14 protein-coding genes are annotated in these 15,308 nt (G+C 58.1%); 4 read left to right on the top strand and 10 right to left on the bottom strand.

Going from position 1 to position 15,308, the window contains the following annotated elements; all coding sequences use genetic code 11:
- Nucleotides 1-17: 17 nt before the first annotated feature.
- Nucleotides 18-1,016, top strand: a complete 999-nt coding sequence (locus ACR0KG_RS17390) for a LacI family DNA-binding transcriptional regulator (RefSeq protein WP_480548710.1) — start codon at nucleotides 18-20, stop codon at nucleotides 1,014-1,016.
- On the opposite strand, the gene ACR0KG_RS17385 is transcribed toward ACR0KG_RS17390, so the two are convergent.
- Both ACR0KG_RS17385 and ACR0KG_RS17380 read right to left on the bottom strand, forming a co-directional pair.
- On the bottom strand, nucleotides 1,017-2,150 hold the full coding sequence (locus ACR0KG_RS17385) for a Gfo/Idh/MocA family protein (protein ID WP_480827969.1): 1,134 nt from the start codon (nucleotides 2,148-2,150) through the stop codon (nucleotides 1,017-1,019).
- Between the two features lie 37 nt (nucleotides 2,151-2,187).
- Complete coding sequence (locus ACR0KG_RS17380) at nucleotides 2,188-3,291, bottom strand: Gfo/Idh/MocA family protein (RefSeq protein ID WP_480827968.1); 1,104 nt, start codon at nucleotides 3,289-3,291, stop codon at nucleotides 2,188-2,190.
- 111 nt (nucleotides 3,292-3,402) lie between these two features.
- On the opposite strand from ACR0KG_RS17380, the gene iolC reads away from it, so the two are divergent.
- Genes iolC through ACR0KG_RS17365 form a run of 3 tightly spaced genes read left to right on the top strand, consistent with a single transcriptional unit; the run spans nucleotide 3,403 to nucleotide 6,065 of the window.
- A complete protein-coding gene (gene iolC / locus ACR0KG_RS17375) occupies nucleotides 3,403-4,383 on the top strand; it encodes a 5-dehydro-2-deoxygluconokinase (RefSeq protein WP_480827967.1) in 981 nt (326 codons plus the stop codon).
- 9 nt (nucleotides 4,384-4,392) lie between these two features.
- Nucleotides 4,393-5,229 (top strand): 5-deoxy-glucuronate isomerase, encoded by an 837-nt coding sequence (locus tag ACR0KG_RS17370; RefSeq protein WP_480827966.1) that lies wholly within the window; start codon nucleotides 4,393-4,395, stop codon nucleotides 5,227-5,229.
- On the top strand, nucleotides 5,226-6,065 hold the full coding sequence (locus ACR0KG_RS17365) for a class II fructose-bisphosphate aldolase (RefSeq protein ID WP_480827965.1): 840 nt from the start codon (nucleotides 5,226-5,228) through the stop codon (nucleotides 6,063-6,065). The genes ACR0KG_RS17370 and ACR0KG_RS17365 overlap by 4 nt, the downstream gene beginning before the upstream one ends.
- A 3-nt stretch (nucleotides 6,066-6,068) precedes the next feature.
- Here the strand turns inward: ACR0KG_RS17365 and iolB are convergent, their stop codons facing one another.
- From iolB to iolG, 8 genes are all read right to left on the bottom strand, one after another.
- Nucleotides 6,069-6,875 (bottom strand): 5-deoxy-glucuronate isomerase, encoded by an 807-nt coding sequence (gene iolB / locus ACR0KG_RS17360; RefSeq protein WP_480827964.1) that lies wholly within the window; start codon nucleotides 6,873-6,875, stop codon nucleotides 6,069-6,071.
- Between the two features lie 44 nt (nucleotides 6,876-6,919).
- Nucleotides 6,920-8,101 (bottom strand): phytanoyl-CoA dioxygenase family protein, encoded by a 1,182-nt coding sequence (locus tag ACR0KG_RS17355; protein WP_480827963.1) that lies wholly within the window; start codon nucleotides 8,099-8,101, stop codon nucleotides 6,920-6,922.
- Between the two features lie 49 nt (nucleotides 8,102-8,150).
- Complete coding sequence (gene iolE, locus ACR0KG_RS17350) at nucleotides 8,151-9,050, bottom strand: myo-inosose-2 dehydratase (RefSeq protein ID WP_480827962.1); 900 nt, start codon at nucleotides 9,048-9,050, stop codon at nucleotides 8,151-8,153.
- Nucleotides 9,047-10,879, bottom strand: a complete 1,833-nt coding sequence (gene iolD / locus ACR0KG_RS17345) for a 3D-(3,5/4)-trihydroxycyclohexane-1,2-dione acylhydrolase (decyclizing) (RefSeq protein ID WP_480827961.1) — start codon at nucleotides 10,877-10,879, stop codon at nucleotides 9,047-9,049. Before iolD ends, iolE begins: the two co-directional genes overlap by 4 nt.
- 149 nt (nucleotides 10,880-11,028) lie before the next feature.
- A complete protein-coding gene (locus ACR0KG_RS17340) occupies nucleotides 11,029-11,847 on the bottom strand; it encodes an ATP-binding cassette domain-containing protein (protein ID WP_480500018.1) in 819 nt (272 codons plus the stop codon).
- A gap of 1 nt (nucleotide 11,848) precedes the next feature.
- The gene (locus tag ACR0KG_RS17335) at nucleotides 11,849-12,973 is read right to left on the bottom strand and encodes an ABC transporter permease (protein ID WP_480827960.1); all 1,125 of its coding nucleotides are present in this window, start codon (nucleotides 12,971-12,973) and stop codon (nucleotides 11,849-11,851) included.
- A gap of 86 nt (nucleotides 12,974-13,059) precedes the next feature.
- Entirely contained in the window at nucleotides 13,060-14,001 is a 942-nt protein-coding gene (locus ACR0KG_RS17330; protein WP_170536076.1) for a sugar ABC transporter substrate-binding protein, read from the bottom strand.
- A 123-nt stretch (nucleotides 14,002-14,124) separates the two neighbouring features.
- Complete coding sequence (iolG, locus tag ACR0KG_RS17325; protein WP_480827959.1) at nucleotides 14,125-15,138, bottom strand: inositol 2-dehydrogenase; 1,014 nt, start codon at nucleotides 15,136-15,138, stop codon at nucleotides 14,125-14,127.
- Between the last annotated feature and the right edge of the window lie 170 nt (nucleotides 15,139-15,308).

The following is a 15,308-nucleotide window of genomic DNA, read 5'->3' as shown; positions in this document are numbered from 1 at the left end:
CACAGACGGTATCAATTTTGAGCGTTACACTGAAAGACGTCGCCGCACTGGCAGGCGTATCCCGGTCCGCGGTTTCGCGAACCTTTACCGAAGGCGCCTCGGTCTCGGCCAAAACCCGCAGCAAGGTCGAAAAAGCCGCGCAAGAGCTGGGGTACAGTCCAAACGCGCTAGCCTCATCGCTGACAACCGGGCGGACCAAGCTGATTGGGTTGATTTCCAACAACTTTCACAATCCTATTTTCCTTGAGGTGTTCGACCAGTTCACCCGCGCCCTGCAGGAACGCGGGCTGCGCCCGCTGATCGTGAACCTGACTGATGAGACTGAGCCCGCCAATTCCGTCCGCATGCTGCGTCAGTATTCAGTCGATGCGGTCATCGTGGCCTCTTCGACCCTGCCCCCTAGTTTTGCCAAAGCTTTCCATGATGCCGGTGTGCCGGTGGTGCACACGTTTGGGCGTTCAGCAACATCGCCCGAGGTGCATGTGGTTGGCATCGACAATGTCGAATGTGGTCGCATGGCGGCGCGCGAGCTTGTCGCGCGCGGATACAAGCATGTCGGATATCTAGGTGGGCCAAAGAGCGCGACCTCGGCTTTGGATCGATACCGCGGGTTCATTGAGGAAGCCGAGCAGCATCCAGAGCTGCAGATTTCGTATTCTTTCGCCGAGAATTATTCGTTTGAGGCTGGACGGGCCGAGATGTTGCGCTTGCTGATTGGTTCTCCGGCCGACGGGTATTTCTGCGGTGACGATATCCTGTCTGTCGGTGCGTTGTCGGCCCTTTCAGATCATGGGCTGAAACCGGGTGAGGATATCGGCATCATCGGGCTGAATGATATGGAGATGGCACGCTGGGAAAGCATTGATCTGACGACCATTCACCAGCCGATCAAGCAGATCATCACCTCGTCGGTTGATCTGGTCGAAGAGATGCTGAAAGAGCCCCAGAGATACCCTGAGGCCCGGATATTTCCCTGTCGGGTGATTGAGCGGGGCACGTTGCGGCCCCGTCCCTGATTAGCGGAACATTGGCGGGCGGGCGTCTTTCCAGGCGCCATCCTCTTTGCCAGACGCGACCGCTGCATGGACAGCCGCAATGGAACGCACCCCATCGGCGGCGTCTGGCAGACCATCACGTGCCTCACCCCGGATCGCATCAGCCAGATCGCAGTAGATATTGGCCACGGCCAGCGGGAACCCTTCGGGATGAGCGATGGCGACCCGCGACAGACGCTGCGCCTCGTCATGCAACCCGCCTTCACCCTTTTCGATGATCTGAGTGCGCCCGCCAACCGGCGTATAGATCAACTGGTTCGGCTGTTCGGACGCCCAGCGCAAACCGCCGGTTTCGCCAAACACCTGAATGTCGAAGCCGTGCTGCCGCCCAATCGCCACCGACGAGGTCCAGAGCCGCCCAACCGTGCCACCTTCCATCCGGAAATTGACCATTGCGTCGTCTTCCAGTTCCCGGCTGGAGATGGTCGAGGCCATATCGGCGGACAAGGACTTTACCTCGTCGTCGCAGATGAAACTGGCCATATGCAGCGCGTGAATGCCACAGTCCGCGAATTGGCCCGAGACACCCGCCATCGCCGGATCATAGCGCCAGCGCACGCGCGGGTTGTCGGCATCCGTGGCATCGCCGTGGTGCCCATGGCTGAAATTGGTGACAACCAGACGGACCTTGCCAATATCACCCGCCCGCACCATGGCACGGGCTTGGCGCACCATCGGATAGGCCGAATAGCAATAGTTCACTGCACATATCTTGCCGGACGCCTCGGCCACGCGCACGATCTCTTCGCCTTCTTCCACCGTCATGGTCATCGGCTTTTCGCACAGCACGTTGAACCCGGCCTCCAGATAGGCTTTGGCAATCTCGAAATGAGTGGAGTTGGGCGTGGCTATCGTGACCAGATCGATCCGGTCGGGGCGATCTTTTTCACCTGCCAGCATGTCCTGCCAGCTGCCATAGGCACGATCAGCAGCGATCCCGAGCCTTTTAGCATATTCCCTGCCCACATCCGGGCGATGATCCAGCGCACCTGCGGCGAATTCGAACATCCCGTCTGCTTGCGCACCCAACCGGTGGGCAGGCCCGATCTGGCTGCCTTCGCCGCCACCGATCATGCCCCATTTCAGCTTTGCCATGGTCTTAAGTCTTTCTTCAGAACGTGTCGTTGAGCGATCAGAAATCGCTGATGTCTTTCCACTGTCGCTGGTCCGAGGATGCCAGCGCCGCCGCCAGTACCCGGTTCACCTCATGCCCGTCGCGGAAGGTTGGCCAGATCGCCTCGCCGGTGTGGATGGCATGCAGGAAATCCTTGGCCTCGATGATAATCTGGTCCTGATATCCGGTGCCGTGACCGGGGCCCTGGCAGAAGGGTTCATAATCCGGGTGGGCCGGGCCGGTCAGGATTTTGGTGAATCCCCGCTGCGCCTCGGAGCCTTCGCGCCGATACAGCCACAAGGCATTCTGATCTTCCTGATCAAAGCGGATCGCCCCTTTTGTGCCAGATATTTCATAGGCATAGCCCATCTTGCGGCCCGTTGCGACACGGCTGAAATAGAGGTTGCCCATCACACCGTTTTCGAACCGGCACATCATCTGAGCGTGATCGTCATTTGTGACCTCACCACCCGGACGCGTGCGGTGAACGGTTTCGACATCGGCCATCACCTGCGTGATCGGGCCGATCAACGCCAGCGCGCCGTTCACCATATGCGGGGCCAGATCTCCAATGGTGCCGTTTGCCATACCTGTTGTCCGCCACGTGGCCGGGGCCTGCGGGTCGGCATAGAAATCCTCGGTGTGCTCTCCGCGAAACCAGGTGACGTCACCGATCTCACCATCGGTGATCAGCTTGCGCGCGTATTGGCTGGCAGGGGTGCGGATATAGTTGAAGCCGACCATGTTGACGACACCCGCTGCTTCAGCGGCATTGACCATCGCCTGACTATCCTGTAGCGATGCACCCAAAGGTTTTTCACACAAAACCGGTTTACCCAAAGCAAAGGCCGCTTCGGCAATCTGACGATGAGTTTCCTGAGGCGACGCGATGACAATGGCCTCTACCTTTGGGTCATCAACCAAAACCCGCCAATCGTCGGTTGCGCGCTGAAAGCCGTATGCGGCGCGATAGCGCTCTGCGCTTTGGGGGGTTGAGGCACAAATCAATTCGAGCCCTGGTCTGAGCGCTGTGTTGAACACCGCACCCACGGCGGACATGGCAACGGAATGCGCCTTGCCCATATAGCCGCCACCAACAATTCCAATTCCGATTTCAGGCATCTTTTGCGGCTCCGAACATTATATTTGCAACCGGTTGCAAAATCAGTATCGTGTGAATCGATTCAACGCAAGGTCCAAACTTTGCCACCACCCTGTCGGAGGACAAATGACGTGAGCCCCCTGATCGACGGCATCAAAGGAAACCGATTTGCCATACTGGGCCGCGCGGGCATGGACCTGACTGCAGCCCCGATCGGCGCCAAAAGTGAAGAGGCCGATACGTTCTACGCTGATCTGGGTGGATCATCCGCCAATATCGGTGCCGGGCTGGTCAAACTGGGCAGTCAGGCGGCGCTGATCACATCAATCTCGGATGATGCGATCGGACGGTTCTGCATGAATCGCCTGCACCACTACGGCGTAGACACGTCTTGCATTTGCACCATCGGCGGTGAGCATCGCATGTCGCTTGCGATCTATGAAAGCCGGACGGACAATTTCCAGAACGTCATCTATAGAAACAACGCGGTCGATTTTCAGGTCACCGAAGAGGATATGGATCGCGTTGATTTCAGCAGATTCACCGCTCTAGTGTCCGCCGGTACTGTTTTCGCTGCCGAACCCTCGCGCAGTGCGACGTTCCGCGGGTTTGAAAACGCGCGAAAGGCCGGTCTGCCCATCATCTTCGATATCGATTATCGGCCCTATAGCTGGCCCTCGCCCGAAGTTGCCGCAGAAGTTCTTTCGCGCGCAGGTGAAGCAAGCGATCTGATCGTAGGCAATGATGAAGAGTTCGGCTTTATGGCGGGCGGTATCGAAAAGGGTTTTGCCAAAGCTCAAGAACTCGCGAAAAAACCGGGCCGGGTCGTCATCTACAAGATGGGTGAAAAAGGTGCCGTAACGCTGGCAGATGGGCAAGAAACCCAAACCGGTATCTACCCGGTCGACGCGATCAAGCCGGTCGGGGCTGGCGACAGCTTCATGGCCGGGCTCTTGGCCTCAATCGCGGCAGGATATCCGCTGAAAGACGCCGTGATGCGCGGCTCAGCCTGCGCATCTATCGTGGTCTCAAAACCCGGTTGCGCCCCGGCCATGCCTACGACTGCGGAACTCGACGCATTTCTGGCCGATCATCCCGGCCCGACCACATAGGAATATCCCATGCATATTGCGCCATATGACAACAAGAACACCGCCATCGTTGATATCGATGACCCCATGGTTCCCCTGAACTATTTCAACATCGTGAAACTGCAAAAAGGTGAAGCGTTCGAATATCAGGTGCCCGGCTATGAAACCTGCATCGTACCCGCAACCGGCACCGTAGATATCTCTGTCGAAGGGGTGCAGTTCCCCAAGCTTGGTAACAGGGCGGAGGATGTCTGGGACGGCGATCCCGAAGGGGTCTATGTTCCAGTCGGCGCAAAGGTGCAGATGGTCTGTGTCTCGGACGCGACCGAGGTTTTCGTTGCAGGGGCGAAGTATGACAAGGTACTGGACCCCTTCGACGTGCGGGAACACGACCTTGTGCAATACGGCAGCGATGACACTAAAACCCATCGCAAGATCAAGCACATCCTGGGTCAGAAACAACATGACAAAGTCGGGCGTCTGTTGGTGAGTGAGCTGTTCACCGTCGGCCAAGGTGGTTGGTCCGGCTTTCCCAGCCACAAGCACGACACCAACCGGCTGCCAGATGAAACGCGCCACGACGAGACCTATAATTTCCGCTTCAAACCCAACTGGGGCTCGGGCCTGCAAATGCTACAGCGTGAAGACAATGAGCCGGGGGATGCATATCACATCGTCAATGGCTCGACCGTTTGCATCGACAAGGGATACCATCCCTGCTGCGTATTGCCGGGGTATGAGATGTATTATTTCACCATCCTTGGCGGGCTGACGCAGCGCTCATTGGTGCAGTATTTCCAACCCACCCATGCCTATCAGGTCGAGACGATCCCGGGCATCAAAGACATGATTGCAAAGTTCAAATGACCCTCGTGACATTGAAAGACGTGCTGCAACCCGCCTATCAGCAGGGCTATGCGGTAGGCGGGCTTGTGACCCTGGGCTGGGAAGATATGCGCGCCTATGTCGCCGCTGCCGAGGCCGAAAACGCGCCGGTCATCCTGCAAGCGGGGCCCAGCTGCCGCGAGCACACGCCCCTGCCCATTCTGGGCAAGATGTTCCGCCATCTGGCCGAAGGGGCCTCAATCCCCGTCGTTGCTCATCTGGATCACGGCTATACGTTTGAAGAGTGCAAGATCGCGTTGGACAGTGGTTTTACCTCGCTGATGTTCGATGGCTCGCGCAAGCCGTTGCAACAGAATATAGACGAGACCGCAGCTATCGCCGAAATGGCCCATGGGGCGGGGATTTCCTGTGAAGGTGAGATCGGCTTTGTAGGCTACTCCGGCGGCGAAGGATCGAACGGGACCGACCCGTCCGAGGCCGCACAATTCGCCCGTGACAGCGGAGTGGACGCGATGGCGATCTCGGTTGGAAATGTCCATTTGCAACAGGACAAAGAGGGCGGGCTGGACGAAGACCGTATTGCTCAGATCGACGCCATGACCGATGTGCCGCTTGTCATCCATGGTGGCTCAGGCGTGCCGGTCGATCAGCGCGCACGCCTCGCGCGCGAGACGTCTATCTGCAAGTTCAACATCGGTACCGAGCTGCGCATGGCATTCGGTCAAGCCTTGCGTGAAGCTGTGAACGCTGACCCAGATCGATTTGATCGTGTGACCATCCTAAAGGAAACGCACGACCCGATCGAGGCGGCCGCGCGTGTGGTAATCCGCGCATTCGGTGCACCGCAACAGAACTAGGCGTTAGGCGTCACGCTCCATGATCCATTCGACCTCTGGGGCCGGGACGAACCGCCATTTACGTAACGGTCCGGCCATGACGTTTAGGTAGTACATCTCAAACCCGTAGGGTGCACCGCAAGGGTGATGGCCGCGCGGGACGAGCACAACATCGCCATCGGACACCGCCATCGTTTCGTCCAACTGCCCATCATCGGTATAGACCCGCTGGATCCCGAAACCGTTGGCCGGATTGAGGCGGTGATAGTAGGTCTCTTCCAGATAGGTGATGCGGGGGTACTCGTCCTCGTCGTGACGATGGCTGGGATAAGACGACCAGTGCCCGTTTGGCGTGAACACTTCCGTTACCAACAGGCTGTCGGCGTAGTCTTCATGCTCCATCGCGATGTTGTTGATATAACGCGTGTTCACGCCCTTGCCGCGTTCAGTCAGGGAAATGCCGTTGGGACCGATCCGCCGTGCTTTGTGCCCGCCATTGCCGGGGGCTGAGCACACAGCAATGACGCAATCGGTTTCTGCGACGGCCTCCCATTCGGTGCCGTTAGGAAGGTAAAGACAATGCGGCGGTGTCTTCTCGAACACATCCATCCGGTCGCCCAGAACACCCCAATCCTGCCCTGCCCCGGTGATCTGCGCTTTGCCCTCGACCATGACCAGAATGACTTCACGATCGCCGGTTGGCTCTGCCGCCTGGTCACCGGCGCGAAGATGAAAGAGACCGAACCCCACATACCGCCATCCGGCGCTGGCCGGGGTGATATCGTGAACTTTACCGCGCTTGCCGAGAGGTTTTTTGTGCAGATCCGCCATCTTTTCTCCTTGCGGGCGACCCCATAGGCCGCCCGGCTATTGTTTCAGGCAGCTTGCCTTTGGGTCAGGGCCAACAACACCTCAGCCAGTCGCGCCTCGCTCCATCCCTCCGAAACCGCGTGGTGCAGGATATCCGCCTGGCTTTCCGGCGCGTTGCCGCCGACCGGAGGGTCCGTGTCCAGATTGGTTGGGAACGGATAACCCTCTGCAGTGGCCGCTATGGCGGCCTCCAATTGCGCCGCATCCAACGCCCCACGCTGTTTCAAGGAAACCAGCGATGGGAAGACTGCCAGAGACATCGCCTGGCGATCCACCGCCTCCATCGCGCGCCCAAAGGCCGAGGAGATTTGCAGCAGGTTCGCCATTCGGTGAATATCAGCGCTGCTGTTCTCCCCCGCAGCATGGAACAGCGCCGGATTGAAGAACACCGCGTCGCCCTTCTCCAGCGGTAACTGGATATAGCTGTCCTCGAAATGCACCCTGTGGGCTTCGTCATGGAACGCCAGATAGCCCGGCTGATAAAGCTGCGAGAAGGGTAGTAGTTTGGTTGGGCCGCTTTCCACAGGCATGTCGCAATGGGCCACTGCGCCCTGCAAGGTCAGCGAGGCTGTTACCAGATGCGCATGGGCCGGATACTGCGCCGCACTGTCTGCGCTTTGAAACCCAAGGTGATAGTCCCGATGCGCCTGCTGCGCCTTGCCTCCGGGTCGCACCTGATTGACTTGGGCAGTCATCTGATAATTCGGACCTAGCCATGCCTCACAAGCCGCAGCGATAGCCGTGTTCCCAAAGTAAAGCGCGAAGCCCTCGGGATCACACAGGCACTGTTTTTGCAGCGCATTCCAAATCCGGTCGTTGGCACCTGAGGCAGCGAAGTGGTCGCCTTCGCCAGACCCGCTTTGACGTTCCTCGTCAATAATCTGGCGAAACACATCCGTCGCTCGGTCGATAACAACGGTATCCGGATAGGCCCTTTTCAGCGCGATCACCCCGGCGGATTTGTCCAACACCCAGCCCCATTCCGCCAGCAATGCTTGCCGCGCGTCGGGCCGCTCCAGCATCGGGCGTAGTACCTGCATGTCATAGACCGGCACGTTCTTTTCGACCGTTGCCGCGTGGGGCACCGCATCAATCAAAAGGTTCTGAGAAGTCAACACCTTGAATTCATCCAGATCACAGGATTCCCGGTCGAAATAGCCGACATATCCGAGGTCTTGAGTTACCATGACAGACTCCTTTCTCATGGCCTTCGGTGTTGCCCCTTGGGGCGGTGTACTAAGCCGCTATCTCCAATCCTGCCTTGCCGCAGACATCAACGATGTGGTCGTAACCCAGTTTGGAGTATTCACAGGGCGGTGCTTTGGCCGGGTCCTGTTCCGCCTCGACCACGATCCAGCCGCTATAGTCCATCGCCTTCAGCGCGTTTGCGACGGCCTGAAAGTCGATGCAGCCGTCACTAGGCACGGTGAAGGCCCCAGCGATGACTGCATCCAAAAAGCTGCGATTATTCTCGCGCACATCCTGCACAACAGCAGGGCGGATATCCTTGAAGTGTACGTGACGCACTCGGTCGCCCCAACGGTTCAAGGTTGCCATCACATCGCCGCCGCCAAACAACAGATGACCGGTGTCAAAACACAATCCCACCTCGGGACCTGACCCTTCCATCAGCCAGTTCACATCATCTTCGCTTTCGATGATGGTGCCCATGTGATGGTGATAAGCCATGGGCATGCCCTGATCGGCCATCCATTTTGCCAGTTCGGTGATCTTGGCGGCGTAGGCCAGCACCTCATCTTTTGACAGTTTGGGCCGGTGATTGACCGGCGTACCTGCCTCCGTCTGGATGGTGTTGGAACATTCCGCATAGACAATGCACGGGCTGTCCAGCGCCACGAACTGCTCGACCTGTTCGCGGACGGCTTCACGCTCGGTTGCGAAGTCATTGAGCAACGATGCGCCGGAACACCAGCCGCCACACAGGGCAATATCGCTGGCATCCAGATAAGCCCGCAACCCTTCGGTATCGCCGGGCATCCGTTGGCCGCGCTCGACGCCCGTATAGCCAATCTCTCGCGCCTCTTTCAGCGCCTGTTCCATAGTGTAGGCCGCCGTCAGGTCGGGTAAATCATCATTCTGCCACGCAATCGGAGAGATGCCGATCTTCACGCTCATTTCGTGTTTCTTTCCTTGATCGCAACTTCATAGGCTGCGCGTTTTTCATTGACTTCGGGACGGATCGAGACCTCGGGCACGGCGACCTCCCACCACGTGCCGCCATATTCGGTGGACGGGTATGGATCGGTGTCGATGACAACCACGTAGGGCCCTTTGATGTCGGCGCGTTTGGCCAGCGCATCCTCCAATTCCGCAATCGAACTGACCTTGACCGAGGTCGCCCCCATCGCCGCCGCGTGGGCGGCAAAATCAATGGCCGAGGGCGTTTCGTGCACCGCGTGATCCAGAAGGTTGTTAAACTCAGCCCCGCCAGTGCCCATCTGCAAGCGGTTGATACAGCCAAATCCACGGTTGTCGGTGATCACCACGGTGAACGAGATACCCATCATCGCGGCAGAGGCCATTTCCGAGTTCGCCATCATATAGGTGCCGTCGCCGGTAAAGCAGATCACGTCGCGATCCGGCTGGGCCATCTTGATGCCCATCGCACCGGCGATCTCATATCCCATGCAGCTGAACCCGTATTCCATGTGATAGGCCCCGGGTCGCGGGGCTTTCCACAGCTTGTGCAGCTCACCCGGCATGGTGCCTGCCGCACACATCACAACCGTATCGTCATGCGAGGCACGCTGAACCGCGCCGACCACTTGCATGTCGGTCGGCAATGCATTCCCATCGCCAGGCGCGTCGGTCAGCTTGTCGACCTTGCCAAACCAATCCGCTTTGAGCGTGTCAGCCACAGAGTCAGCGCTGTATCCCTGTAGGCTTGCGCCAAGTTCTTCCAAACCAACCCGAGCGTCGGTTTGCAGTGGCATTGCCCCGTGCTTTTCGGCGTCATAGGCGGCTGTATTCAGGCACACCATCTCGCGCTCGGGGTTCGAAAACAGGCCCCAGGACCCTGTGGTGAAATCCTGTAACCGCGTCCCAACCGCCAGAACCAAGTCGGCCTCGGCGCAAACGTCGTTGGCAGGCTCTCCACCAGTCACGCCAATGGGCCCCAGATTCAATGGATGGTCCCAGGCCAAGGCCGACTTGCCCGCCTGCGTTTCAGCGACGGGAATATTGTGGGTTTCAACAAAGCTTTGCAGCGCATCGGTCGCACCCGAGTAATGCACCCCACCCCCGGCAACGATAACCGGACGTTTGGCAGCTTTGATGGCAGCGACAGCGCGGGCCAATTCACCCTCGTCCGGGCGGATGCGGCGCTGATACCAGACGCGCGGTTCAAAGAAGCTTTCAGGATAGTCATAAGCCTCGGCCTGCACATCCTGACAGAAGGCCAGCGTTACCGGGCCGCAATCAGCCGGGTCGGTCATGGTGCGGAAGGCACGCGGCAGAGCCGTCAACAGATGCTCAGGGCGCGAAATACGGTCATAGTAACGGCTGACCGGGCGGAAACAGTCATTGGCGCTGACCGTCCCATCACCGAAATTCTCGATCTGTTGCAGCACCGGATCGGGCCCGCGCGTGGCGAACACGTCACCGGGGATGATCAGAACCGGCAGGCGGTTGGCATGGGCCAAGGCCGCCGCCGTCACCATATTCGTGGCCCCAGGTCCAATGGAAGACGTCACCGCCATCGCCCGCGTGCGGCGCATCTGTTTGGCATAGGCAATCGCACAATGGGCCATCGTTTGTTCGTTATGACCACGATAAGTAGGCAGGCTGTCTTTGACGGCATGCAGCGCCTCACCCAACCCCGCCACATTGCCATGGCCAAAGATGGCCCAGACACCTGCGATATAGGGCTCCCCGGCCTCATTTAACTGCGCCCCGATATAGCGCACCAGAGCCTGCGCCGCGGTCAGTCGGACTGTCTTGCTCATCATGATCCCTTTCCACACGAAGCCGCCATCGGCATTCCGTCGGTATTCAAATTTTTGAAGGTTCCAGGCCAACCGAATGGACCTGACGATTTGTGGTTTTGCACCACCACTTAGTTCGATACTCCGCATGTCTGCGGAGCATCGGTGGTTTAAACTGTTCCGCCCAACGAGCCTTCCAGCTGGGCCAGCTCCTGACCCCCTGCCATCAGGTCCTGAAGCTCTTCTGGCGTAATCTCACCCCGTTTCGCAGTGCCCAGTGTTTGGCCCCGGTTCAAAACGGTAAATCTGTCGCCGACAGCCAGCGCGTGACGCACGTTGTGACTGATGAACACGACGCCTACGCCCTGACTTCGCACCTTATCGATAGTCGCCAACACGTTCGAGGTTTGACGCACCCCAAGGGCCGAGGTCGGCTCGTCCAAAATCAGGATCTTCGCTCCGAAATGCACCGCGCGCGCGATCGCAACGGTCTGGCGTTCGCCGCCTGACAATGTGCCAACGGCCTGGTCTGGGCCCCGCAAGTTGATGCCCATCTTGCGCATCTCCTCCATGGTGATCTCATCCGCCAGTTTCTTGTCGAAGAAGTTGATACCGGCCACCTTGCGCGTGGGCTCATTGCCCATGAAGAAATTGCGGCTTACGCTCATCAACGGGATCATGGCCAGATGCTGGTGTACCGTGGCGATGCCCGCAGAAATCGCGTCGCGCGGATCTTCGAAATGCATAGGCTTGTCTTCGAAGAAAATCTCACCCGCTGTTGGCTTGTGCACACCGGACATGGTTTTGATGAAGGTCGACTTGCCCGCGCCATTATCGCCCAGCAAGCAATGACACTCACCCGGTTTGAGGTCGAAACTGACACCGGCCAGCGCAATCACAGACCCAAAGTGTTTCTGGATGTCGACCATACGAATGATCGGCTTTTGCTCTTGCGCGTCGCCATGATGGAATTTGGTGTCTTCAGTCATCTCAGTGTTCTCCTGTGATGATGCGACGGATATAGGTGTTCAAGATCACCGCACCGAGCAGGATCACACCCAGGAACACCCGGAACAGCGAGCTTTCGACTCCGGCAAAGAACAGCCCCTGCTGCACTACGCCAAAGATCAGCGCGCCGAGCGCCGCGCCCAGAACCGAGCCATAGCCGCCGGTTAGCAGCGCACCGCCAATGACCACCGCGATGATCGCCTCGAACTCTTTCAGCAAACCACGATCCGCACCAGCCGAGCCGAACTCCATCACCTGACAGGTGGCAAACACGGTGGCGCAGAAGGCGGTGAACATAAACATCAGGATTTTCACCTTGTTCACAGGCACACCCGAATTCCGTGCGGCCTCGGCGTCTCCACCTGCGGCAAAGATCCAGTTTCCGAACTTGGTTTTAGTCAGCAAAACATGGCCAAAAATGATGATGCCGATGGCCCAGATGATCAGCATCGGAATGCCGTCCACCACTGGTTCACCTAGGCGCGACCCGCGCTCGAACGTGGCAATAATCCCATTGTCACCCAGCCAAACGAACAGGCCCTGAAACACCTTGCCGCCAAAGACCGAAGCGAGCCAATCGCCTTCTGCTGCGTCCTTTATACCGCCGATGATAGTCTTGCGCTCAATCGTCTGCGGCAGAAAGATCGTAAAGCCGCGCAGAATGAACAAGAACGCCAACGTTACAATAAAACTGGGCAATCCGGTGCGCACGACGATAAAGCCGTTGAGGGCACCGATAGCGACACACAAAACAAACGTAACGATGATCGCCATCCAGACCGGCCAAGTCAGCGTGACCGAGAAGATGGCAATCATCATCCCGGCAAAACCAATCATCGACCCGACCGAAAGGTCAAATTCACCCGCGATCATCAACAGGCAGGCCCCAACGGCGATGATCATGAACTGGGCTGAAACGATCGACCAGTTCATCACGCCCTGAGAGTTGAACATGCCGCTGTCGAAGGCGAATAGCAGGAAAAAGGTAAACACGGCGACGGTCCCGACCATGCCACCCAGTTCCGGGCGGATCAGGGCGCGGCGCAACGGCGAGATCTCTTTGATCCGTTCGTCACTGCCTGCCGTGGATTGAGCTGACTCAGACATAAAGGTCCTCCCCTCGCGGGTGATCCCGAAGAATAAGAAATTTGGGTTGAGCGGGCGTCAGATCACGCCCGCTCGACTATTGAAGATCAGCGGTATTCGCCTGCGAATTCTTCGATTTTCTCAAGGCCGTCAGCGGTTACAAAACCGGGGCCCGAGTTGATGTTGTTGCCGGGCAGAACGCCATAGCGGTGGTAGTTGGTCATCACAACAACCGGCAGGTAGGCCTGCAAGAAGGGCTGCTGGTCGATCCCCCACTGAATGGTGCCGTCCTTGATGCCTTTGACAATTTCACCACCCAGATCGAAGGTGCCGAAATAGATGTCACCGGCCATGCCGTTTTCCTGCAGGGCCAGGATGGTCGGGTCAGCCGATGTCGGACCAAGCGTCAACACGGCATCCGTATCCGGATTGGCCGACAGATAGGCCAGTACGCGGTTCTTGATTTCTGCCGGGTCCTGACCCGCATCGATCATCTGCTCGCCCAGCTCAATACCCAGACCATCTGCGAAACCCTGGCAGCGCTCTTGGCTGGACGGCTGAACGATGTAATGATTCACGCACAGGAACGACCCGATGCCATCGCCTTTGGCACGTAGGCCAGCGGCATACCCCGCATCATATTCGGGCTGCCCGACATACATCAGCGCACCCACTTCGCGCGCCTTTTCGGGCGTGCCGGTGTTCATAATGATCACGTCGATACCGGAATCCACAGCGGCCTTGATGGGGCCTTCCAGAATATCCGGGTCAGCCAGAGTGGTGATGATCCCGTTCGGACCCGAGGCTGCCGCCTGATCGATGATCCGCGCCATGTCGGCAAGGTCTCCGGTGGGCGGGTTGCGGTATTCAACCTCAACACCCATCTGATCACCTGCAAGCGCGATCCCGTTTTTGATCGTGTTCCACCAGCTGTCACTGTCAGGCGCGTGGCTGACCAGAATGTACTTCTCGCCTTCTGCTGCAGCACCTGTCGCGGCTGCAACCGCAAGCGCGCTGGCCGCAAGAACACTTTTTACAAATTTGTTCATTTGGTTTCCTCCCATAAAAACCGTCGATTTTTGCTCTGGGCGTTTACCCCTGTTCATCCGGCCAGGCCGAATCTCCGAGGCTCGGGCTAAGTTCCGAGCTGCGTTCAGTTTGAATGAATTCGCTCATTTTGCAACCGGTTTCAAAATATCATTGAGTTGAACCGGCTTTCTGGACCGGGCGGATTGGGTCGCCGCCTCGGCCATGGCCAGCGCCGCGACACCGTCTTCCAGCGTGACCGGGACAGCTTGACCCGCCGTGATCGCCTCGACAAAAGCGGCCCATTCAGCCTTGTAGGCAGTTATGTATCGCTCGAGGAAAAAATAGGTCGGCTTTGCACCAACAACGCCATCGGCGGTGGATTTGATCACGGTGTTTTCCAGCACGTTCTGGGCCTGCAACAGACCTTCAGACCCCAGCATCTCGACCCGCTGATCATAGCCATAGGCTGCGCGGCGCGAGTTCTTGATGACAGCGATCCGACCATCCGAATAGGTCAGTGTCGCGACAGCTGTATCAACATCCCCGGCCTGTCCGATTTCGGGATCAACCACCGCTGAGCCAACGGCGGAAATCGCCACAGGCAAGTCACCCATAAGGTAGTTCGCCATATCAAAATCGTGGATCATCATGTCCCGAAACAACCCACCAGACACTTTGATGTAGCTTACAGGTGGCGGTGCCGGATCGAAGGACGTGATCGAAAGCAGCTCGGTCTTGCCGATCTCTCCGGCGTCTGAAGCGGCTTTCATCGCTGAAAAATTCGGGTCAAACCGGCGGTTGAACCCAATCATGATGGGCTTTTGGTGATCCGCCACCTTGGCCTGACACGCCATCGCTCGCTGCAAGTCCAGATCCACCGGCTTTTCGCACAAAACCGCCTTGCCGGCCTGCGTCGCCGCCTCGATCAGGTCCGAATGCGTATCAGTTGGCGTTGCGATTAGAACGGCATCAATCGCGGGGTCTGCAATGATTTCATGTGAACTGCGCACCTGCGCGCCATATTCGCCCGCAAGCTGGCTGGCGGCGTCTGCGACCGCATCTGAGACGGCAGAGAGGGTGCTGTCAGGATGCGCCGTAATCGCCTGCGCATGAACGCGCCCAATCCGACCGGCCCCAAGCAGTCCAACACTCAGCATGCATCTCTCCCGAATCCTGTTGCGCTTCACAATGTTAATTTTTGCAACCGGTTGCAAGATGTTTTTTTAGGCGATCCCTCCATATCACCAAAGCGCCGGAACCACGTGGAAATTTCAGGCCTTTTGGGCGCGACAGCCTGTTGGATTCTCGATGTTTTCCCGCAGCATTT

This window comes from Ruegeria sp. H4 (assembly GCF_056533065.1).
Note: the sequence above shows the minus strand (reverse complement) of the source record. Positions and strands in the feature narration are given on the sequence as shown.

Excerpts from the sequence above, each read along its gene's own strand:
- iolE (WP_480827962.1), bottom strand. The coding sequence starts at position 9,050 with ATGAGCGTGAAGATCGGCATCTCTCCGATTGCGTGGCAGAATGATGAT.
- iolD (WP_480827961.1), bottom strand. The coding sequence starts at position 10,879 with ATGAGCAAGACAGTCCGACTGACCGCGGCGCAGGCTCTGGTGCGCTAT.
- ACR0KG_RS17335 (WP_480827960.1), bottom strand. The coding sequence starts at position 12,973 with ATGTCTGAGTCAGCTCAATCCACGGCAGGCAGTGACGAACGGATCAAA.
- iolB (WP_480827964.1), bottom strand. The coding sequence starts at position 6,875 with ATGGCGGATCTGCACAAAAAACCTCTCGGCAAGCGCGGTAAAGTTCAC.
- ACR0KG_RS17330 (WP_170536076.1), bottom strand. The coding sequence starts at position 14,001 with ATGAACAAATTTGTAAAAAGTGTTCTTGCGGCCAGCGCGCTTGCGGTT.
- ACR0KG_RS17380 (WP_480827968.1), bottom strand. The coding sequence starts at position 3,291 with ATGCCTGAAATCGGAATTGGAATTGTTGGTGGCGGCTATATGGGCAAG.
- iolG (WP_480827959.1), bottom strand. The coding sequence starts at position 15,138 with ATGCTGAGTGTTGGACTGCTTGGGGCCGGTCGGATTGGGCGCGTTCAT.
- ACR0KG_RS17385 (WP_480827969.1), bottom strand. The coding sequence starts at position 2,150 with ATGGCAAAGCTGAAATGGGGCATGATCGGTGGCGGCGAAGGCAGCCAG.
- ACR0KG_RS17355 (WP_480827963.1), bottom strand. The coding sequence starts at position 8,101 with ATGGTAACTCAAGACCTCGGATATGTCGGCTATTTCGACCGGGAATCC.
- ACR0KG_RS17370 (WP_480827966.1), top strand. The coding sequence starts at position 4,393 with ATGCATATTGCGCCATATGACAACAAGAACACCGCCATCGTTGATATC.
- ACR0KG_RS17365 (WP_480827965.1), top strand. The coding sequence starts at position 5,226 with ATGACCCTCGTGACATTGAAAGACGTGCTGCAACCCGCCTATCAGCAG.
- ACR0KG_RS17340 (WP_480500018.1), bottom strand. The coding sequence starts at position 11,847 with ATGACTGAAGACACCAAATTCCATCATGGCGACGCGCAAGAGCAAAAG.